The organism is Pseudomonas sp. ChxA (assembly GCF_030263855.1).
GTDB classification, from domain to species: domain Bacteria; phylum Pseudomonadota; class Gammaproteobacteria; order Pseudomonadales; family Pseudomonadaceae; genus Aquipseudomonas; species Aquipseudomonas fluorescens_CB.
The window spans coordinates 2,933,818-2,955,861 of record NZ_JARPMK010000001.1; the positions used below are offsets into that span (position 1 = coordinate 2,933,818).

Consider the following 22,044-nt stretch of genomic DNA (forward strand, 5'->3'; position numbering starts at 1 on the left):
GGCCACCCGGCGCTCCTGTGTGTGGCTCAGTGGTAGTCGCTCATGCTCAGTTGCACGGGCGGGTAGTTGCGTTTCACCAAAGCGTTCGCCCACAGCTCCAGCACGGCTCGACGGCTTTGCGGCATGTCCCGCGTGATGGGCATCGCCAGGGTGCTTTCTTCCTGATAGGGCTTGCTGATCAGCACAATCAGTTGGTCCACCGCACCTTCAATGCGCGGCAGGGAATTGAGCGGCATGAACTTGCTCATGATCGGGTACAGGTAATAGAACGGCTGCAGGATGAAGGGGTAGATGAAGGTCTCCCAGATCAACTGGCCGGCGTTTTCGCGCTGATAAATCAGGTTCCAGGCGTTGACGAAGTTCTGCTGCAACTGCGGCTCCAGCGGCAGCACCCGCAGCGGCGCGAGAAAGTCAGTGAAGGCCGTGGGCAGCGGGAAGCTGAACGGGATCGTCGGGGTTTGCTGACCTTCCTGCACAAAGAAACGCAAGGTCGGAAACCCCGGCGCCTGGGCGGTAACGGTCAGGTTGGCGATGCCGTTGGCGTCGGTCTGGATCTTCGCCAGGCTGTATTGCACCGTGCTGTTGAGCGGGTCTTGCAAGGTGCCTTGCATGGCGATGGGGTTGGCGAACGTGAGCGTTGGGCTCAAAGCCACTGCGGCCGGTGTCGGTAAAAACTCCTGATAGGTCACCGGCGTCATTTGATCGGCCGACACCGCCAGCCGCGTGCCCATCAATTGGCGGCCGGTGCCCTCGGTCACGTGGCTGCGCAGCGTGGTTGCGCCTTGGAATTGCGGCCAATTGGCGCTGTTATTCGCCGGGTTGGCCGGGTCGCTGTTGAACAGCGTGAAGTTGGCCGCGTTGCTGAAGGCCAGGTAGTAGTCGGTGGTACACAGCATGTAGGCATTGCCGTATTCGGCCACCCACAAGGTGGTGCCGGCGGGCGCGGGCAGGCCGTCGTATTGCACCATCACCTGCAGGGTTCTGGTATCGCCCACGTCGATAAAACTCGCGCTTTCGACGACTTCGGCAGTCCACATCTGCTGGGTCGCGGCGATCACGGGCGTGGTGCCGGGCTGTTGCAGTTCCAGGGTGCCGGTTTGCAGGAGTGCCTGGGCGTCCACGCCCAGCGGCAGGTCGAGAATGCCCGAGCGCTTGTCGAAGGCCGCCTGCTGATAATCGTCATAGCCAAAACTGGCCAGCGGGCTGAATTGCGTGCCCTGGCGGATGCCGATCTGGTAATTGCCGGCCTGGAATTTGGCCGCGACCGGGATGTCGGCCGTCTTGTCGATCGGGTAGAACGGGAAGGCATTGCCCAGGTCCAGCGACAGGGTGTTGTCGTGGGCCTGCGCCGAGATCACCCCGAGCTGCGCCTGGGTGGCCGTGCCCGGTGAGGTCTTGTAGATGGGCACTGCACCGGCCGGCACCAGGCGCCGGCCTGCGGGAGCGGTGGGGAACTCATCTTCCAGCCACAAGCCCAGGGTGCCGACCGTGCGGCTATAGGCCGGGTTGAAGAAGATATCGCCGACGTTATCCAGCCCCTGTTGGTACATGGCCTGCACCTGGGCCTGGGCTGCGGCGCTGGAAGAGTGGGTGTCGATCGGCGGGTAGTTGTTGAGGATGCCGTTCTTGTCGTAGCACGTCAGGTAGGTCGAAAAACGGAACATCAAGCCCTTGGCATTTTGCTGCGCCATCTGGGTTTGCAGGTTTTGCAGCAAGGCCGAATTACCGATCACCCATTCCAGGTTCTCTTTGGGGAAACAGGTTTGCCAGGTGGTGGTCACGTAGGCCAGGCCGCCGAGGTTGGCCCAGTTGAAGTTGAGGAAACGGTCGAGCATGCGGAACTGGCGATTGAGCGTCAGGCCGCACGCGGCATTGCCCAGCACCAGCTTGTCGAAGTACAGCGCGGTAAAAGTGTTCTGCCACGGGCTCACGTCGACAAACCGCGCAGGCGAGCTGGGGGCGCCGCCGAAGGGGTTGCCGAGCAGTTGGAAACTCTGGTTGATCAGCGGGTCCTGGCTCACATAACCACCGCCTGGCAGCTCACCGCCGGTGATCACCGACTGGGTCTGGTTGTAGCTCACGGTGCCGCAGGCATTGTCGCCAAACAGGTTCCACTCGCCGGGGATCATCGGCGTGGTCAACTGCCCGGCATTACCCGGCACCTGCATCACGTAGTCGGGCACGCTGGTGGGCGGCAGCGGGGCGATGGTCCAGGGCAACAAGGTGCTGGCGGCGTTCAGCGGGGTGATGTCGAAGGCCTTCAAGAATGGCCAGTTCATCTGCATTTTTACCGCATCGTACAGCGGGTACATGTCGTTGTTGTTGGCGGTTGGCGGGTTCCAGAACATATGGCCGCCCAGGTAGATACGCGGGAAATTCAAGACGCTCATGTGAGGCTCCTTAGCGTTGCCACTGGGCGCGTTTGAGCGACCAGACAAAGTCCAGTTTGTGGTAGCCGACAAAGTCGGAGGCGGGCAGCGGCGCGGTGGGGTAGACGATGCCGCCGTCTTTGTTCAAGGCAAAATTGAAGTAGCCCTGCTTGGGCGAATAGGCCGCGGTGCCATGGCAGGCAAAGCACGAAGACTCACTCTGGAACGCCGATTCCAGCTGGGAGTTGGCCAGTAACGTTGGCGTGGTGTTGGATTGCACGCCGATCAGTTCGTACTGCGCCAACGCCGGGTATTGCGCCTGGAAGGTGGCGTTCACCGGCTGCGCCGCGGCTGTTGGCCCGGTGCTGTTGGTCATGGGCGCAGCGGGTGCGGCGTTGGTCACCGTGTACTGGCTGTTGTTACGGTTTTCGAAGGTGGTCCACACCCAGTTAGGGTTCAGCTTGTTGATCACATGCAAGCCGCTCAGCGCCGCATAGCCAACCTGATACTGCTTGCCCTGCTGGTAGTAGGCCTGGGCAATGTAGTAACCCTGGCTGGCCAATTGTTGCTGGTAGGCCGTGTCGTTACCGATCCATAGCCACGCGGCTTTCAGCTCCCAGGCGGTGGAGGGGAAGTTCAGGTCGCTGGTGAGTGCGGCCTGGCCATTCACGTTGTAGACCTTCTGCTGCACGATGTAGTTGAAGGTGTCTTGGCCCATCAGCAGTTGGAAGCGCACCGCCTGGCCTTTTTCGGCCGCCGGCACCTGGCCGCCCATTTGCAGGATCAGTCCGTCTACCTGTTGCGTGGCGTTGAGGTTATGCAAGATGCGGTTGGGGTTCATGCCCATTGCCTGGGCCTGGGTCAGCACGGCGGCGGGTGGCGGCACGCTTTGGCCATAGGGCAGCGGTGGGGCGCCGTTAGGCAGGTAGACCTGGTCTGACGGTTTCAGGGTTTCCCAGACCCGGTCAAGGCTTTGTGGGCCGGCAGGTTGGTTCAGGCAGGCAAACCAGTTCCAGGCCAGGGTGTCGGGGCCTTGGGTGAAGGCGGCTCGGGTGGCGTCGAGATTGCCTCCAAACTGCAAAAAGTTGCTGCAGTCGAAGGGGTTGGTGTCCTGTGCCTGGGCCAATCCGGCCAGGGCACTCAGGACCGTTATAGATAAGGCTCGCCGCATGAAAGCTCCTTGGCATTCGCCAGTTCGAGGTGAGGGCGCCCCAGGAAGTGCTCCAGGAGCAGTTGCTTGACTGCCGTCGCCGCCAGTTGCTGCGGCAACGCCAGGTCGCAATTGGTGATCAGCAGTGGGCCGGTCTGCGCGCTGCCGGGCAGGCGACCATGGCTGCCACGGACTAACCCCGTGTCCAGTGGGATCAGGTCCATGTAGTAGCGAAAACCGAGCTTTTTTTGCAGCAGACGGCGCGCCACTTTAAGCTTGGGCAAGCGAATCGCCGGGTCGATAAACAGCTCGATCGGGTCGTAGCCGGGCTTGCGGTGAATGTCCACGGTGCGCGCAAAATCCGGCGCTTTGCGCTCATCCAGCCAGTAGTAGTAATCGAACCAGAACCCGGCAGCGGCCACGGCCACCAGCTCGCCGCTGCGTGGGTGGTCGAGCTGCCAGGCGCGTTGCTCGGCCTTGTCCAGCACCTGCTCGATGCCGGGCTGGCACTGCAACAAGGCTTTAACGCGCGGGATGTCCTGCGTGTGCTTTACGTAGACATGCGCGACCTGATGGTCCGCCACCGCAAACGCCGCGCTGGCGCCGGGGTCGAGCAGTTCCCAGCTCAAGGATTGGCGCACCTGCAACAAGCCTTCGGCGCGCAACACGCGGTTGATCGACACCGACTGCGTGACGGCTTCGATGCCGTACTCAGACAACAGCATCACCGCCGCGCCCTGGGCCTCGGCGAAGGCCAGCAAACGCCCGACTTCGTGGTCGATGGCGCGCACTTCATCAGCAATCGATGGGTGCTCAGGCCCCACGCGTTGCAAGCTGTAATCGAGGTGAGGCAGGTAGATCAATTGCAGGTGCGGCCGAGTGATCTGGAACTCAGCCATGGCGCACTCGACAATCCAGCGGCTCGACGCGATGCCCGCCGCCGGCCCCCAAAAACCATGGAAGGGGAACTCGCCAATCTGTGCCTCGATCTGCTCATGCAAACCGGGCGGCGACGAATACAGGCCAAATTGCTTGCGCCCGTCGGCCGGGTAATGTGGGCGCGGCGTGATGGAGGCGTCCACATCGGCGTACATGTTGTACCACCAGAACAACTGGCTGCAGCGAAAGCCCGGCATTTCACGCTTGAGGGTGTGCCAGACCTTTTCGCCCTGGATCAGCGCGTTGGGTTGCAGCCAGAAACGCACCTCGGCCTGGTCGCGAAAGTACCAGCCATTGCCGACAATCCCATGCTGGGACGGCGGCGCGCCGGTGAGGATCGAGGCCTGCACCGTGGACGTCACAGCGGGGAACACCGGTTGCAGGCTGGCCATCTTGGCGGTCTTGAGCAGCGCGTTGATCTGCGGCGTCGCCTCACCCAGCAGCGACGGCGTCAGCCCGACCACATTGATCAGCAGCAGCGGTTGTTCAGAGGGCATCGGCGTACGCCTCCTGCATCAGGGATTGCAGCAGGTTGCGCTGGCGCAATTGGCCCTCGACCCAACGCAGCTCGGCGGCGATACCTTCCAGCTGCGCCTGTTGCGTGGTGGGCCGCAGTTGCGCGGGCAGCACGCCCCAGCTGTAGGTTTCTACCTCCAGCACCGGGCGGAAATCGGTGTGGGCGGCCAGGTAGTCGAAGGTCTGGGCCAGGGCTACTTGGCTGCCGCGCAGTTCGGGCAACAACAGGTGTTCGCTGAACAGCGGGATATGGAAGTGAATGCGCAGCTCGTTGAACCCGGCGCACGCCTGCAGGGCCGCCGGCAGGTCGGGCCAGGCCACACGGCCGCCCTGTGCATCGAGTGCCTTGACCTGGTGCAGGTAGGTGGCTTCGGCAAAGCTTGCGAGGGTGTTGAGCACGGCTTCGCGCCGAGCGGCATCGTCGGGCGGCAAGTGGCAGATCATCGCGTTGGACAGCTGGATCTTGCCCACCGGCACGCCGGTGTTACGCAGCCGGTCCAGGGATTGATAACAATCCTCGAACATCACCGCTTGGTGGCACACATCAAAACACAGCGCCAGGTAGGCATGGTTCGGGTCCATGGCCTGCCGGCGCTGGAAGAAGGCGATGGTCTGCTCGGTGTTTTCCAGCACACAGTCGGGCTCCATCTCCAGGCAGAACACAATTTTCTTGCCGGTTTTGCGGTGCAGTGCGGCAAGCGCCTCCGTGAGTTGGGTCAGGTGTTCATCGGCGCGCAGTTGCCGCGCTTTGCTCCAGGTCGCGGCATAGCCCAGCGGCACCGTGGAAATCACCCCTTGGGGGCAATCGTCGGGCAGGGCGTGGGCAAGAATGCGCGCCAGGTCCAGGCTGTAAGCCAGCCGCTGCGGGTCGGCCCAACTGGGCAAATACACCTCGGCCTTCACCGCGCCCTGGTGGAAATCGCCGTAGGGAAAACCGTTCAGCGAGGTCAAGCGCACGCCGCTTTGCTTAAGTAACTGCACAAACTGCGTGCGTGCCGAGGCGTGCTGTAATTGTGCCGCCGCCTGGGCGCAGATCCACAGGCCGCTGTCTTGTTGGGCCAGCCCGCGCAAGCTGCGCACGCCCTGGAAATGCTCGGTGATGGAGGCGCGCAGCGCGGCCAGGTCACGGGCCGGGTGTACATTGCTGCAATAGCCGATCTGGCTGGCCGTCCAGCCGTTGGCGGCGCTCATTTGACCACCGGGTCCTGGCCACGCAGGGCCGAGTTTTCCTGCCATTGCTTGCGCTGGTCGATGGGCAGCGGCGTGCTCACCAGTGCCTTGTCGAGCTGGCCGCTCTGGGCAAAAAAGTCCACCGGGTTATGGAACAGTACCTGTTCCACCTGGGCTTCACTGAACCCGGCCGCGAGCATCGCCTGGCCGGTCTTGGGCACCTTGAGCGGGTCACTGATGCCCCAGTCCGCCGCACTGTTGACGACCATTTTTTCGGTGCCGTATTCCTGCAACAACGCGACCATGCGCTGCTCCGACATCTTGGTATTGGGGTAGATCGAATGGCCGCGCCAGCAGTCGCTGTCGAGCACCAGCGGCAAGGTCAGTTCGTTGAGGTGGTCGATGATCACCAGGTGTTCGGCAATCCCCACTTCGCGGATGACGGCAAGGGTGCGTTTGGTGCCGCCGATCTTGTCGCGATGCGGCGTGTGTACCAGCACCGGCAGGTTGAATTGCTTGGCCAGCTCCAGTTGCGCGGCGAGAAAGCGGTCTTCTTCGGGAGTGATGTCGTCGTAGCCGATTTCACCCACCGCCACCACACCATCCTTGACCAGATAACGCGGCAGAATCTCCAGCACTTCATTGGCAATCGACAGGTCATTGGCCTCCTTGGGGTTCAGGCCGATGGTGCAGAAGTGGTGGATGCCGAACATGCTCGCGCGAAAGCGTTCCCAGCCCAGCAGCGTGTCGAAATAGTCGACGAAACTGCCCAGGCTGGTGCGTGCCTGGCCTTGCCAGAACGCCGGTTCGATCACCCCGGTGATGCCGGCGGCGGCCATGTTCTGGTAGTCGTCGGTGGTGCGGCTGACCATATGGATATGCGGATCGAAGTACTTGAGCATGGTGAATCCTCGTCAAGGGAAGGCGATGTGCATCAGTTCAGGTAGGTGTGCCATTCAGGCGGCAGGTGCAGGCCGCGCAGGCGCTGCAGTTGCGCCGGGCTGAGCAGGTCAAAGGCGATTGCTTTGGGCAAACCAGGGGACACGGTGCGCGAGGCCGCGAGCTGTTCGTCGAGCAGGTCGAGGGCGAGCTGGTTGAGGGTCACGCTGTGGTGTTGCGCCAAGCCGGTCAGACGCCCGATGTCGAGGCCCATGCCGAGCGCCTTGAGCACCAGTTGGTGAAAGGCGCGTTCCGGGTAATGACGTGACGGGTAGGCGGTGTCGAGGGCCAGGGCAGCAAATACCTGAGGGTTGCTGGTGCGCCCGGCCTGCAATGCCAGTTCCAGGCACAACCCGTCGCTGTCGAGCCAGTCGAGGGCGCTGAGCAGGGCGATTTTTTCCTGATCGTCGCCCCACAGGAACAGTTGGCGCAGCAGCGGCAGGTGTTGCTCTGCCGGGGTGTGTTCCAAAGCCTTGGCCACCACCAGCGCCCGTGCTGGTGCGACAACAGCGGCGGGCAACTGGCGTTTGCACTGGCCGCTCAGCAGCGCTGCGGTGGCGGCATGCGGTTGTTCTTCAAGCTGTGCATGCGCCTGCAACCACCACTGCAGTTGCGTGGCGTCCAACTGTTGCGTGAGGCTCAAGCGAAAGTCGGCGAGGTTATCCGGGCGCATGTTCATGTCGGCTTGATCCAACGCTGAAAGTGGGGAAGCAGGAAAAACACCAGCACACACAACAGGCTGCCCAACGGCTGGTTGGCCACCGCCAGCACCAGTGCATCGAACAACGGCAGCGCGGCTAAACCTGCACCGATAAACGCACGCACCTGGCGCTGTTGCGGGTTGGCCAGGTGTTTCCAGTAATGCCAGCCCAACCAGCCAAGCCACAGCAGCATTACCGGCCAGAACCACAGGTTGTTGGAGTAGATCGCCAGCGCCAGCGGGCTGAGCATCAACAGCAGTGGCAGGCGGCTGATCAGTTGGTTGCGGTGCTCCTGGCGGGCCAGGTAAGTCAGGCCGCTGATGTACACGCCAAGCAGAATTGCGCACAGCCAGATCGGCTCCGACGGCACCGCCAGGCTGGCGGCGGCCGTGAGGTACAGCGCCGAGCGGCAGGCGCCCATCAGCCACACGCTGTGGGCGTATTTTTTATGCAGCAGGTTGTAGCCAAAGATGCAGCCCACCAGCAGCACTACGCCGCCGAGCAGCCAATGCGGCGTGTCGATCAAGCGGCTCAGGCCCAGCACCGCCGCTGCCGCGAGCACCAGCAGCAAGGCTGTGGCCAGGCCGACTTGCTGGCGGCTGGCAAGTCCCAGGGTGATGGGGCGCGGGTTGTGGTTTTGCGCGTCCCAGTCGGCGTCGAGCAAGTCATTCAAGAACATCCCGGCCAGGTACAGCAGCGACAAGGTGATCAACAGCAGCACCCACACCAGCGAGGAGGGCGGCGCCAGGGCGCCGGCACTGCTGGCGAGCAGGGCGGCGGCCAGGGTGTTGGTCCACACCGTGGGCAGGTTGGACACGCGGCCGAGGGTCATCCAGGTTTTCATCGGGCTCATTGCGCGTAGCCCTCGGTAGCAGCCAGTGCCGGATTGCTGTGGGCCGCCAGCCGTTGCAGCGCCGCGAGCATCTTCGCGCTGTCGATTGCATGCAGGTCCACCGACTGGCCAATGCGGGTGAGCATGGGGATCGACAATTGCCCGCCCAAGTGCTGACGAAATTCCTCCAGGCCGAGCAACAACGGCGAGCGGCCCTGGGCATCGGTCGCAATCAATTCCGGCGGGCACAAGTTGAAGCCCAGCGTGTCCAGCAGGCTCATCACCCGCTCAGTTTCGGTATCGCTCAACAGGCCCAGTGCGTTCGCGTAAAGCCCATCCAGCGCCATGCCCACGGCTACTGCTTCGCCATGGCGCAGCCGGTGGTGGCTGAGGTTTTCCAGCTTGTGCGCGGCCCAGTGCCCGTAATCCAGCGGGCGGCCGTTGCCGCGCTCGAACGGGTCACCGGCGCCGGTGATATGCCCCAGGTGCAGCTCGGCGCAACGGCGAATCGCATAGCGGCTGGCCGCGTGGTCGAAGTGGGCGAGGGCGCTGGCGTTGGCTTCCATCCACTCGAAGAACGCGGCGTCCTTGATCAGCGCCACTTTCACCGCCTCGGCCAGCCCGGCGATCTGGTCGCGGCGGGTGAGGCTGGTGAGCAGCTGGAAGTCATTGATCACTGCGTTGGCGGGGTAGAATGCGCCGAGCAGGTTCTTCTGGCCGAAGGCATTAATGCCGTTTTTGACGCCGATACCGGCATCGTTCTGAGCCAGCACGGTGCTGGGAATACGGATCAGCCGGATGCCCCGGTGAAAGGTCGCGCAGGCGTAACCCACCGCATCCAGTACCGCGCCGCCGCCCAGGGCCAGCACATAGCAATGCCGGTCCAGGCCGTGTTGCAGCATGTCGCTGTAGAGCTGCTGCAACACCTCTGAGGTCTTGCTCAGTTCACCGGCCGGTACCGCGATGGGCGTGGTGAGCAACTGCAGATCGGCATGGGCCGCGAAGTAGGCGTCGATCTGTTCGCGCAACGCCGGGGCGCTGTGCAGCAGTTGCTCATCGGCGAACACCATCACGGTCACCAGGCCGTTGTGCGCTGCGCTGAGTTGCTGGTGCAGGCACGGGTTGAGCGGGTCGAACAGGTGGTCGGTGAAGATCACCGGGTAGTCATAAGCGACCGTGAACCGCCCACGCAGAGGCTGATCCCCACTTGGCTTGCGTTTGAGCAGGCTGTAAATCGCCACAAACCCCAGCGGTAACACCATGCTGGCCAGCACCGTGACCAGCAATGAGTTCTGTTCGATCAGGAACGTGCCAATGGCCGTGTAAGCCAGCGCCAGGCCGGCATTGGCCAAGGTGGTGATCAGCAAAAAGGCCCGCAGCGGATAATGCTGCATCCCGGCGGCCACCACCGAGGTTTCCGCCAGCACCGGCACACCGCGCAGGCAAATCAACGACAGCGTGCCCAACCGGTACGCCAACTGCCCGGGCGAGCGTTGATGCAAGCCAAGGCGCCCCGACAGCAGCCGAAAGTAGCCAGCGCCCAGCGCATACCCCAGCCCGGCGCCCAGGCACAGCCCGATAAAAATCACCAGGTAACCGCCAATGCTGCCGAGCATGGCCACCGCCAGCAACGCAACCATGCTTGACGGCACCGGCAGCACCACGTCCAGCGCGAGCAGGGCGACCAGCAACAGTGCCAGGTTGAACGCCTGGGCAGGCGAGGACGGTTGGTACAGGTTGAGGTGAATCAGGAAGTCTTGGATCTGTTGTTCAAACAACAGAAAGCTGGCAATCACCAGCGCAGAAAAGCACACCAATGACAGCCAGAAATGTTCGGCTGGCGCCTTTTTCGAGCATGCACGATACCATCGGCTGCGCTTCATCAAAGCATCCCTTTTGAGTGTTGAGACTTAAGTTCCGTGTCTGTGCTTGCGCTGTTTTTAGAGCAATAAAATCCCTCACCTGGCTGGCAGGTTATGTGCGTAATGGCTGATGGCTTTCACGGTATTCATGAACGTAGTCGGTTGTGGTTGTTTTGCAAGTTTGTGCGGGCGGGAGTTTGAAATGGGCGTTTTAGCGGACAAGGTTTAGCGGTGATTATTCAATATTTACAATTAGTTGTATGGCTTTTATGGCAGCGTCAAGAAGCTGTTGTTGATGACCGTTGCAAGTAACAAGTTGATTACAAAATCGCGGGGTTTGTTTGGTGAATTATTGCGGCTGGCTATAACAAGTTTATGCGCGCGTCGTTGTCGAGAACTGTTCCGTTTAGTAGGAGTGGCGACAGTCAATTGTGGGAGCTGGCTTGCCTGCGATAGCGGTATACCTGCACCCGATTTTCTGACTGATACACCGCCATCGCAGCATGGGTATCTACACAACGTTAACGTTGAGGCGGCCTTGGTGGGGCTGGGCGGTCGGGGTGCATATCCGTTGCTGCGGTTACGGCTGAGTAGGGTTCCGCTCTTACAGCGGGTCACTTTTGTAAAGACATGTACGGACCGGACACATGGTTGACGGGGCGATTTCAGATCAAGATCAAAAGCGCAGATCAAAAGACCGCTGACTTCGTCATCGAAAAGGATGTAAGGGCCAGAGCAACAGCAAAGCCATACTCGGTCAAAGGTGGGAGCTGGCTTGCCTGCGATGGCATCAACTCGGTGTGCCTGATGTACCGAGGTGCCTGCATCGCAGGCAAGCCAGCTCCCACATTTAGACCGTGTGGCATCAAGTAGAGAGGCTTTTGCTTTGCACTTGACCTGGCTTTTGCTTCAACCACTCAGGTCGGCTTTCAGGCCGCCGTGCTGTAGATCTTGATCTTGATCTTGATCTGCTTGTGATCTGAGACGCCCCGTTAACCACGATGGCCGAACGCAGGCTTGAATCCGTGGGTAACCCGGCAGGGATGCCGGGTTAGCCGCGCTGGGCCAAGGATGGCCCATCGCGGCGGCCCACGGATTCAAGCCGGAGTGCGGGCATGCCGAGCCTAGGCGAGGCACCGAGTGGTGGGGCACAGACCTTTTGGTTACTTTTGGCTGGGCCGGCATTCCGGGCGTTTGCCAAAAGTGACCCGCTGTAAGAGCCATCCCTTTCAAGGTCCGTGTTTAAAATCCGTTTAAAACCATGTTCAAGTTTGTTTATTCGACTTGGCAGCCTTAAGTACCCGAGCTGTTGAGAAATGTTTCTGCGCGGCCTTACCTTCCAGCCACTCCTTGGGTTTGGCGACTTTGGGACCGCGAGGGCTTTTCGCGACGGCCTTGGGGTTGATCAACCTCGCCAGGGCCAACAGCCGTTCTGCCAGCCCCTGCGAGGTTTTTTCAAGAGGGAAATTTTCCGCAGGCAATGCGATCTGCATTCCCTGATAATCACTGCGAACATGCACCGCCAAATGGAAAATCGAAACTTCCCAACCCTCTGGCTGCGTTTCTCGGTGCGCCTGCTCAACGCTACGCTTGAGAACCGACAAAACGTTGTAAGCCAGCACCGCCGAGGCAAAGCCCAGTAGAGCTGCTTTGGGACTGCCAAGGCTTTTAATTTCACTTTCCAGCGCCGACTCAAGGCGTTGGAACATCCCTTCAATATTCCAGCGACGACGATATAAATCAGCTATTTGGCAAGCACTGACAGTGTCTGGCAGGTTGCTCCAAAACCACATTACCAAATCACCTGAGTCATTCGCCGTTTGCAGGCTCAACTCAACACGCCGCCAGCGGCGACCACCTTTTACCTCGATGATTTGTTCGCGAACGGCTCCGCTGTCGACGGTTCCTGACTCCTGCCAATCACCTTCTTGCATAAGGCGTGGATGCTTGCTGTGTTGACGAACGATGAACGAAGCCCCGGTGTCTTCGCAGGCTTGCAGGACGGGCAAGGTGCAATAGAGGCGATCAGCCATCCACAGCTGGCCCTTGCTTGCACGGGTCAGCAGCGGCAGAACACTGACTCGCTCGCTGGCGTAGGCGTCTTCCCACGGTTGAAGATCAACGACCAAGTCCAAATCAGGGTCGTAGACCACCACAGAAAACCCCGGACGAGCCGCACCTCGCTCAGTGCGCAAAGGGCCAAGACGCTTTTGCGTGGCTGGCAGGTGATTGCCATCGACAATGCGCAATTGCCAACCGGGCAGAGTCGATGAGTGGCCGAGCGTTTTTATTGTGGGCTCTAAACGCTCTGCGCTGCCTGAAATCAGGGCTCGAAGCAACTCGGGTTCGGTTCGTTTGATCTTGTCATAGACTGCGGCGAGGCTGACTGAAAGCCCCTCCATTTTGCGAGCTGCTGCATGTAAGGATGGCCGCAAGCCCAATGAAACCAGGGACATCAGCTCAACAACGGTTGAAAACAAAAGCTCACGTGAATACTGACGTTGGCGGTATTCATCGAACACCTTGTCGACCCACTCAGCAGCTACCGCCTGCTCCAGTACCAGCTTCGTCATGACACTGGCCGGCGCTTGTTTTTCAAACCGCTCTAGAACCTTTTCCCACATCGTTTCGTCATCCTGACTAAAGTATTTGAGGATATTTTAAACCAAGACCTTGAAAGGCATGGCTGTAAGAGCGGAACCATAGGTAGCCGTTACCGAAGCAACGGATATGTACACCGACAAACCGCTATCGCAGGCACGCCAGCTCCCACATTTTTTTGACCGCGTTCAAGCCATTGCCTCTAAGGGGCGCACCTCGCTGGCCCTGCCTCATCCCACAAACCGAAACCCACCCGACAGTTTCTCCTTCAGATACCCCACCAACACACTCACCGACTTCGGCACATGCGGTGAATATGGACGGATCAAGTAGATCTCATCGGCAAACGCACCCTTGAGCGTCCAGCCCTTGAGCACCTGCACCAACTTGCCGCTGGCCAGCGCCGCCTGGGCGCTGAAATCCGGGAGCAGGGCGATGCCCAAGTGGTTGAGCGCCGAATCGCGCAGGGCTTCGCTGTTGTTGGTGGAAAAGCTGCCGGCGATGGGCACGGTGACGCGTTCGACTTTTTTGCCGCCGCGCTCGAACGTCCAGGCCGGCTGGTCGGCGCCGCGTGGGTAGTAGAGGCAATTGTGCGCACTGAGGTCTACGGGTTCGCGCGGTTCGCCGTGGCGTTGCAGGTAGTCCTGGGTGGCGACCAGCACCGAGCCGGTGTCACACAACTTCCACGCCACATGGGTCTCTGGCACCTGGAAACTGTGGCGCACCGCCAGGTCGTAACCTTCGGCTGCCAGTGAACTCAGGGCATCCGACACGTCCAGCTGAATGCGCACCTGCGGGTATTGCTGCAGGAATTGCGACAGATGCGGCACCAATTGCTGCCGCGCAAACGCCACCGGCGCGGTGAGGCGCACCAGCCCGCGAATCTCTCCGGCCGAGTCGCGCACCGACGAGACACTGCGGGCAATATGCTCGTAGGCGCTGCGCACTTCGCGGGTCAACGACAACCCCGCATCGGTGAGCCGCACACTGCGCGTGGTGCGGGTAACCAAGCGGGTACCGGTGGCTTTTTCCAGGTCGGAGATGCGCTGGCTGACCGCCGACTTGCTAACCCCCAGGCGCGCTGCGGCGGCGGTGTAGGTGCCTTGCTCTTCGAGCACCGACAACCAGTGAATGTGGGTCCACAGCCCTTCGATCTCGGATTTTTCCATGACGCTATTGTTCGCTTATAAGGACAATAAGTTCAGGATTCTGCTCTGGTTTGGAACAAACTGAAAGCCTATCGTGTGCCTCAACGCTACCCACCTGGGATCACCTGCCATGACCACCACGATCGAGCACTACATCAACGACCAGCGCGTAAGCCGCGATGATCGCTATCAGGACGTGTACAACCCAGCCACCGGCGCAATCACCGGCCGCGTCGCCTTGGCCAGCCGCCAGACCGTCGGTGAAGCCGTCGCCGCTGCCCAGGCCGCTTTCGCCGGTTGGGCCGACACACCGCCAATCCGCCGCGCCCGTGTGCTGTTTGAATACCTGCACCTGCTGCGTGAACGCAAGGACGACCTGGCGCGCATCATCGTCGCCGAGCACGGCAAAGTCTTTACCGATGCCCAGGGCGAAGTCGACCGTGGCATCGATATTCTGGAATTCGCTTGCGGCATTCCTAACCTGCTCAAGGGCGAGCACTCCGACCAGGTTTCCCGTGGTATGGACAACTGGACGATGCGCCAGCCTTTGGGTGTGGTGGCGGGTGTCACGCCGTTCAACTTCCCGGTGATGGTGCCGATGTGGATGTACCCGATCGCCATTGCGGCGGGCAACACTTTTATCCTCAAGCCAAGCCCGACCGACCCGAGCGCCTCGTTGTTCATGGCCGAACTGTTGCGTGAAGCCGGCTTGCCCAAAGGCGTGTTCAACGTGGTGCAGGGCGACAAGGAATCGGTGGATGCACTGCTCGAACACCCGGACGTCAAGGCCATGAGCTTCGTCGGCTCCACGCCGATTGCCCAATACATTTACGAAACCGGCGCCCGCAACGGCAAGCGCGTACAAGGCCTGGGCGGCGCGAAAAACCACATGGTGGTGATGCCCGACGCCGATATCGAAAAAACCGTGGATGCACTGATGGGCGCCGCCTACGGCAGTGCCGGCGAGCGTTGCATGGCGATTTCCGTCGCCGTGTTGGTGGGTGATGTGGGTGACAAAGTCATCGCGTCCTTGACCGAGCGCGCCAAGCAACTGCGTATCACCGACGGGCGCGATTTGAAGGCTGAAATGGGCCCGATCGTGTCGCGTGCTGCGCTGGAGCGCATTAGCGGCTACATCGAACAAGGCGTGCAAGCCGGCGCGCAACTGCTGCTCGACGGGCGTGATTACGTGCCAACCGAGGCAGGCTTGGAAAACGGCTTCTGGCTCGGCGCGACCTTGTTCGATCACGTGACGAAAGACATGAGCATCTACCGCGAAGAAATCTTCGGCCCGGTGCTGGCCTGCGTGCGCGTGAATGACTTTGCCGAGGCAATCAAACTGGTTAACGATCACGAGTTCGGCAACGGCGTCAGCTGCTTTACCCGCGACGGCAACATTGCCCGCGAATTCGCCCGGCGCATCGAAGTGGGCATGGTCGGCATCAACGTGCCGATCCCAGTGCCGATGGCCTGGCACGGCTTTGGTGGCTGGAAGAAAAGTCTGTTCGGCGACATGCATGCCTACGGTACGGAAGGCGTGCGCTTCTACACCAAGCAGAAGTCGATCATGCAGCGCTGGTCGGAGAGCATCGAGCAAGGCGCGGAGTTTGCGATGCCGGTGTCGAAATAACTTAAATACACCGCAGTTCACATGTGGGAGCTGGCTTGCCAGCTCCCACATTTTTTTTACCGCATTTAAGCCATGGCCTTGACGGGCTTCAGGCATTCGATAGAACGATCCACCGTAGTCCTCGCCAGTTCGAGCAAATGCCACACTGTTAGATTCGCGACTAAACGAGGGTGTCGGCTTTACGCAGGTTAGTCGACCGGTCATCACGAAACCCGGCGCACCCGAAGGCGCCCTGCGCACAGCCACCATAAACTTCGGAGGACGATGCGCCTGTTCTGAAGCCGGGCGACTAAACCCGATCACTGATGAGCAGTGACGGATCGCAGACTAGCCATCGATTCCAACAGGCACAAGGCGGCAGGGATTGTCTAGGAAACGTCCTGCAATTAAAAGGGACGCGACTTGCTGGCCCTTTACAAAGCATGACGACAGGCCACCCACCAAGCGTTCAACGGTCAAGTGCACCGCTAGCCTGTCCTGCTCAACTTCCGCGCTGTGCGGTGCCAAAACAGCAGGTAACAAACGCGAATTCTATTGAAGGAACTCGTTCATTTTCCGTACGACTCATCTGATTGCCGGTGTGGAAATAATGCCAAGGGGCAAAAGCACACCTGGGTCCGCCTCCCAACTTCATATGATTTGAACAGAAAGTGACAAATAATTAACTCACGTTCGTGCTCAAGGTTTTTTGGGGAGGGTAAATATCCTGAAAGAGTATCTTGATATGACTTTGCATATGTTTCCAATAATACAAGCTGCAATAACGACTGCCCTGCATCCAGAGGCCGATACGCGGGACTCTGGCAATGTTAATACGCGTAATTCTGCTATAGGCGGCATTAGTCGCACCGCGGGCGTTACGCTTAAATTGGCCGCAGCTCCCCTGTCACAAGCTATTTTTTACAAGTCGCTGATTTATGGTGCAAACAACGTTACTGCGCCCACTGCGGCCTATACGCAACCTGAGCGTATGCGGCGAATCGATGACTATGCTGGGCGTATCGTTGCGGCGATCAACAACATAGAAAATGGCAGCGCTGGCGAACGCAACGTCAAATTCCAGCAGGCTCGCCAATTCCTCGAACCGGCGGGCTACTTCAGTGGCGGGTTACTGGCCGCAGGCTATGACCCTCACGAAAAAATCAACGTGACGTTCACCTCGTCAGTAAGGGAGCTTAACGGGGCCTCCCATGTGACCAATCAAAATATACGTAGCTACTTTGCGTGGGAAATTGCCGCCGGTGCGCTTGCGCACGATAAAGTCGAGCGAGGCGGCACGGTCAACGTTCAATCTATGCATATTGAGCCCCAGGACAGAAGCAAGGTCGCGGATCTGGAGTCGATGGGCAACAACCTTCAGCGTCATTGGGAGCATGAGATATCCCAGCCCATGCGCGACACGACGGGAGCATTGGCGCAACGCTCAGGTAAAGCTGACGCCTATGCCGTGCGGGGCACCTTGCAAAGCCTGGCTGATGACAAGGTAGGTTTCGAGCAGTTAAGCGAACCCGCGCAAATGGCCGTCAAGCGCACGTTACGCAGGAACGGGCAGGTCATTGTGCCGAATATTTATGGCTACCCATTGGCAGGGTATGCCTTTGTTCCGTTCCTAGAGTTTAAAGGCAATGTGGAAAGCAGACCCCATAAGGGCGTGATGATCGATTTGAAGAATGGCGGGGTCAGCGAAATTTGGAACGAGCGGGACTTTGCCGGCTGGGCTAAAAAAAACCGTAATCATTTGCTGCGCAGTTTCAATGCCGGCGACAGGCAAGGCACCCAAAATGCGCATTGGCCCAAGGCGGGCGATGTGCTGGATAATTTGATTGCGGGTAACTACGCCACCTACCCTGGATATCGAAACTTCGTTAAAGATCAGGCTGTGCCCGTGTGGGAGACATTCAATTACACCGAGTCGCGCGACAGCGGTTATCGGTTGAAATACGGCAACCTGGATACCGGTATTGCCGCTCACTACCAGGCGGTGAATGCTAAGAACGCGGTGTGGGCCGATCAAACTCAGGTGTTTGGCTCCTCGCAGCAAAATTGGAAGGATGCAGAAGTCTTTTGGGGCAATACCTTCAGGTATCTGCCTGGTGTCGGTAACGCGGGCAATATCGTCTTTGGTATCCATAACTCCGTCTATGGCATGACCTCAGCCGATCGCCTGGGCGGCAGTGCCGCCGCGGTGATTTCAAGCTTGCAACTGGCGCATGAGATTGCATTAGCCGCGGCAGGGGGAGCAGGAGCGGCAGCAGAAGCATCCGAAGTCTCAACCTTCTCTCCTTCGGTCGAGTTCACTGCTAACAGTTACACATGGAGTCTGGACTCTTCGGAATACGACCTGGAACTGATGCGAACCCCCAGCGCTTCGCAAGCTACCAATGAAGCAGCGGTTGAATCACCGCCGACAGTAACCCCCACCACTGACACACCTGTAACCTCTGCGCAGATGCGCGAAATTGAGTTCAGAGGCGAAAAGTACTTTGTGGCTGACACGCCTGATGGTGGGGATGGCATGCATTACCTGCTGCGTAAGCCAGACCCGGTTGACCCATCGAAGTGGGTAAGCAGTGGCATTATTGCGAGGCCCGATGAGGCGGGGGTTTGGCAACTCCGGGGCGTTGTGGGCGGTGGCGTCGAGTCAGCGTTCATTCCATTGGAATATGCCCAGGCAAGTGAAGAACTGGACGCTGTTATTACTGAGCATAGCAACGCGGAAGCGCCTGTTACGCAAGCACAGCGCCAAACCTTTGCAGACACATTGACCAAGCTCATTAACGAAAGTAACGCAGAAGATTATGGGGAAGTGGGGGAATATATAGATAAGGACAATAATGAGATCAATGAATCGTTGCGAACGGGTGAACGCACCGTTGAGCTGGATATGTTCCTTGAAGAATTCAATGAGTTAAATAGTTTCGAAGGCAAAGCCTATCGTTCCGCTTTCGTCACGCCAGAGGGCGCTGAAAAGATTAAGAGTGGCGTAGGCCAGGTGTTTAAAGACCCAGGTGTACAGTCTGCTTCGGCGGCCGTACGTAATGCCACTGAATGGGAAAACTGGGCCACGGAGGAAGCGGAGGAACGAGGTAACGCCACTCAACAGGTTGTGTATGTGTTTGATGAGTCGCTACCCAAAAAGAACTTATCCACCAGCTTTTTGCCTGACCATGTCGCCGTAGCACCGGGTGAGCCTATGCAAGTCCTGGCTGTCCAAGAGGCGGACAATAAGTTATTTGTCTACCTGTCCAAGCCCTCGAAGGTTCCCGAGTATACGTATAGCCTTTTTGACGGGAGCAGCATTGCTTGAACGCTAACAGCGCAGTAGCCACGCACACTGCGGCGGCGTCGGTGCCTGTGCTCACGTCACTCAAGTAAGCCGTCGATCCATAAAGGTCACTGGCTTGCTTGCGATAGCGGAGTGTCAGCTAACTGGCTGGCACTTTTACACCGCTATCGCAGGCAAGCCAGCTCCCACATTGGCGCTTGCCTGTATTTGCGAGCCCCTCAGCGCCGCCCCGCGCGCGTACTCACATCCACCCACACCGCCAGCACCAGAATGCTGCCCTTCACAATCATCTGCCAGTAGCTGTCCACGTCCAGCATCGACATGCCGTTATCCAGGCTGGTAATCACCAGCGCCCCGAGCAACGCGCCGTATACGGTGCCTGAGCCGCCGCGCATGGAGGTGCCTCCGATAAAACACGCGGCAATCGCATCCAGTTCGCCCATATTACCCGCCGACGGGGAGCCGGCAGCCAGGCGCGCGGTGTTGACCAGGCCGGCGAGGGCGCACATCACGCCCATGATGCCGAAGATCCACAGTTTTACCGCCTGCACGTTGATGCCCGACAGCCGTGTGGCTTCCATATTGCTGCCCACCGCGTACACGCGGCGGCCGAACACGGTCTGGCTGGTGACGTAGCTGAACACGCCGAGCAGCACCAGTAACAGCAGCACCGGCACGGGGATGCCGTCGTAGCTGTTGAGGGTGGTGACGAAGCCTGCCAGCACTGCGCCAATCACGGCAACGCGCAACAGGTCGCGCATCAACGAATGCGCCGCCAGGCCATGCAACGCACGGTTGCGCCGCTGCTTCCAGGTGAGGAACAAGGTCAGTGCGAACAGCAACACGCCCAGTCCCACGCCCACCGAATGCGGCAAATACCCCTGGCCCACATACACCAGCGACGGCGACACCGGTGCAATGGTGGTGCCGCCGGTAATACCGAGCAAAATTCCGCGAAACGCCAACATGCCGCCCAAACCGACAATGAACGAGGGGATGCGCAGATAGGCGGTCATGTAGCCGTTGGCCAGGCCGATCATCAAGCCGCACAGCGCCACCAGGCTCAGGTTAGCCAGCAGCGGAATGTGGTAGACCACGTCCAGAATCGCCGCCAGCCCGCCCAATAACCCCAGCAGTGAACCCACCGACAAATCGATCTCGCCGCTGATGATCACCAGCACCATGCCGCACGCCAGGATCCCGGTGATCGACATCTGCCGCAGCAGGTTGGACAAGTTGCGCGGCGTGAGGAAACCGCCTTCGGTCTGCCAACTGAAAAACACCCAGATCATCGCCACAGCGATCACCAGTGCGAGCATTTTGTAGCGGGTAAAAAGCTGTTTGACTTGGTTCATCTACGCGGTTTTCCCATTCTTATTATCTTGGCTGAGCGCAGCGGCGAGCACCTGTTCCTGGGTGAGGCCCTGGTTGATGAAGTCTCCCCGCAATTGGCCGTCGCCAATCACCAGCACGCGGTTGGAAACCCCGAGCACTTCGGCCAGTTCCGAGGAGACCATGATGATCGACACACCCTCGGCGGCCAGCGCGCCCATCAGTTTGTAGATCTCATACTTGGCGCCCACATCCACGCCGCGCGTGGGCTCGTCGAGGATCAGCACCCGGGGCTTGGCCATGAGCATTTTCGCCAACACGGCCTTTTGCTGGTTGCCGCCGGACAGGCTGGTGATCGGCAAAAACGGGCTGGCGGTCTTGAGGTGCAGGCGCGCGATCTGCTGGTCGATGCTGCCAAGCTCAGCTTCGGCATCGATGCGGGTCATATGCGCGTAGCGGTCGAGCACCGCCAGGGTGATGTTCTGGCCCACGCCGAAGTCGGGAATGATGCCTTGACGCTTGCGGTCTTCGGGCACCATGCACAGCCCGGCGCGGATCGATTTGAGCGGCGTGCGCGTGTCGATCAGTTGGCCGTCCAGCCATACTTCGGCACTGTAGCGGCCGGGGTAGGCGCCGAACAGGGCCGACACCAGTTCCGTGCGCCCGGCACCCACCAGCCCGGCAATGCCGAGAATTTCCCCGCGCTTGAGCACGAAGGACACATCGTCCACGCGTTTGCGCTTGGGGTTGTCGACGTCATAGCAGGTGACGTTGCGCGCTTCGAAAATCACCTCGCCGACTGCATGAGGCTCGGTGGGGTAGAGGTTGCTCATCTCGCGGCCGACCATCTGGGTGATGATCTGCGCGATATCCATGTCGGCCATGGCCGTGGTCGCGATGTGCTTGCCGTCGCGAATCACCGCGATGGTGTCGCACACGGCAGCCACCTCGTCGAGCTTGTGAGAGATGTACACGCAGGCCACGCCCTTGGCCTTGAGACCTCGGATAATGTCGAGCAGCACCTCGATTTCCGAACGGGTCAGTGCCGAGGAGGGCTCGTCGAGGATCAACAGGCGCGCGTGTTTGTTCAGGGCCTTGGCGATTTCCACCAGTTGCTGGTAACCGCCGCCATACTGCGACACCGGCAGCACCACGTTCATGTCCGGCACCTTGAGTTCGCGCATCAGCGCTTCGGCGCGCTGCAGCATGGCCGGGTAGTTCATGCGCCCGCCGGGCAAGGTCAGTTCGTGGCCCATGAAGATGTTTTCGGCCACCGACAAGTCCGGCACCAGGGTCAGCTCCTGGTGAATGATAACGATGCCGGCGGCCTCGGTTTCACTGATTGAGTGGGCCTTGAGTGGCTGCCCGTCCCAGAGAATTTCGCCCGCCCAGGTGCCATACGGGTAGACCGCCGACAGCACCTTCATCAAGGTGGATTTACCGGCACCGTTTTCACCGCACAGGCCGACGCATTCCCCCGGCCGTACCTTGATATCGATGCCGTTCAGAGCGTTGACACCGCCAAACGTTTTGACGATGCCGTTCATTTGCAGCAAGTAGTCGGCCATG

General features: G+C 59.9%; 14 protein-coding genes and 1 pseudogene. 2 read left to right on the top strand and 13 right to left on the bottom strand.

From position 1 onward, the window contains the following. Window positions 1-26: 26 nt before the first annotated feature. The 10 genes from P5706_RS13220 to P5706_RS13265 form a co-directional block, all read right to left on the bottom strand. Window positions 27-2,390, bottom strand: coding sequence for a hypothetical protein (locus P5706_RS13220; RefSeq protein ID WP_285679492.1), 2,364 nt, complete (start codon window positions 2,388-2,390; stop codon window positions 27-29). Window positions 2,391-2,400: 10 nt separating this feature from the next. Continuing rightward, window positions 2,401-3,540: a hypothetical protein gene (locus P5706_RS13225; RefSeq protein WP_285679493.1), complete on the bottom strand. Its 1,140-nt coding sequence runs from the start codon at window positions 3,538-3,540 to the stop codon at window positions 2,401-2,403. Beyond that, the gene (locus P5706_RS13230; protein WP_285679494.1) at window positions 3,519-4,955 is read right to left on the bottom strand and encodes an alkaline phosphatase family protein; all 1,437 of its coding nucleotides are present in this window, start codon (window positions 4,953-4,955) and stop codon (window positions 3,519-3,521) included. The genes P5706_RS13225 and P5706_RS13230 overlap by 22 nt, the downstream gene beginning before the upstream one ends. After that, entirely contained in the window at window positions 4,945-6,165 is a 1,221-nt protein-coding gene (gene eboE / locus P5706_RS13235; protein ID WP_285679495.1) for a metabolite traffic protein EboE, read from the bottom strand. Before eboE ends, P5706_RS13230 begins: the two co-directional genes overlap by 11 nt. Beyond that, window positions 6,162-7,046: a TatD family hydrolase gene (locus P5706_RS13240; protein ID WP_017136539.1), complete on the bottom strand. Its 885-nt coding sequence runs from the start codon at window positions 7,044-7,046 to the stop codon at window positions 6,162-6,164. Before P5706_RS13240 ends, eboE begins: the two co-directional genes overlap by 4 nt. A gap of 32 nt (window positions 7,047-7,078) precedes the next feature. Further along, a complete protein-coding gene (locus P5706_RS13245; RefSeq protein WP_200431785.1) occupies window positions 7,079-7,762 on the bottom strand; it encodes an EboA domain-containing protein in 684 nt (227 codons plus the stop codon). Then, the gene (locus P5706_RS13250; protein WP_285682722.1) at window positions 7,759-8,628 is read right to left on the bottom strand and encodes a UbiA family prenyltransferase; all 870 of its coding nucleotides are present in this window, start codon (window positions 8,626-8,628) and stop codon (window positions 7,759-7,761) included. Before P5706_RS13250 ends, P5706_RS13245 begins: the two co-directional genes overlap by 4 nt. Before the next feature lie 5 nt (window positions 8,629-8,633). After that, window positions 8,634-10,499 carry a 3-dehydroquinate synthase gene (locus P5706_RS13255; protein ID WP_285679496.1) on the bottom strand — a complete coding sequence of 622 codons (1,866 nt, stop codon included), beginning with the start codon at window positions 10,497-10,499 and terminating at the stop codon, window positions 8,634-8,636. A 1,244-nt stretch (window positions 10,500-11,743) separates the two neighbouring features. Then, window positions 11,744-13,051: an IS4 family transposase gene (locus P5706_RS13260; RefSeq protein ID WP_200434883.1), complete on the bottom strand. Its 1,308-nt coding sequence runs from the start codon at window positions 13,049-13,051 to the stop codon at window positions 11,744-11,746. Window positions 13,052-13,309: 258 nt separating this feature from the next. Continuing rightward, complete coding sequence (locus P5706_RS13265) at window positions 13,310-14,248, bottom strand: LysR family transcriptional regulator (protein WP_285679497.1); 939 nt, start codon at window positions 14,246-14,248, stop codon at window positions 13,310-13,312. A 109-nt stretch (window positions 14,249-14,357) separates the two neighbouring features. Between P5706_RS13265 and P5706_RS13270 the strand changes: the two genes are divergently transcribed. Further along, window positions 14,358-15,857 (top strand): CoA-acylating methylmalonate-semialdehyde dehydrogenase, encoded by a 1,500-nt coding sequence (locus tag P5706_RS13270; protein WP_200431780.1) that lies wholly within the window; start codon window positions 14,358-14,360, stop codon window positions 15,855-15,857. A gap of 65 nt (window positions 15,858-15,922) precedes the next feature. On the opposite strand, the pseudogene P5706_RS37210 reads toward P5706_RS13270, so the two are convergent. Continuing rightward, window positions 15,923-16,009 (bottom strand): annotated as a pseudogene (locus P5706_RS37210) (DUF6124 family protein); the annotation flags it as partial. A 572-nt stretch (window positions 16,010-16,581) separates the two neighbouring features. Between P5706_RS37210 and P5706_RS13275 the strand changes: the two are divergent. Further along, a complete protein-coding gene (locus P5706_RS13275) occupies window positions 16,582-19,164 on the top strand; it encodes a hypothetical protein (RefSeq protein WP_285679498.1) in 2,583 nt (860 codons plus the stop codon). A 197-nt stretch (window positions 19,165-19,361) separates the two neighbouring features. Here P5706_RS13275 and P5706_RS13280 read toward each other — a convergent pair whose 3' ends face one another. After that, a complete protein-coding gene (locus tag P5706_RS13280; protein ID WP_200431778.1) occupies window positions 19,362-20,498 on the bottom strand; it encodes a sugar ABC transporter permease in 1,137 nt (378 codons plus the stop codon). After that, complete coding sequence (gene xylG, locus P5706_RS13285) at window positions 20,499-22,043, bottom strand: D-xylose ABC transporter ATP-binding protein (protein ID WP_285679499.1); 1,545 nt, start codon at window positions 22,041-22,043, stop codon at window positions 20,499-20,501. Between the last annotated feature and the right edge of the window lies 1 nt (window position 22,044).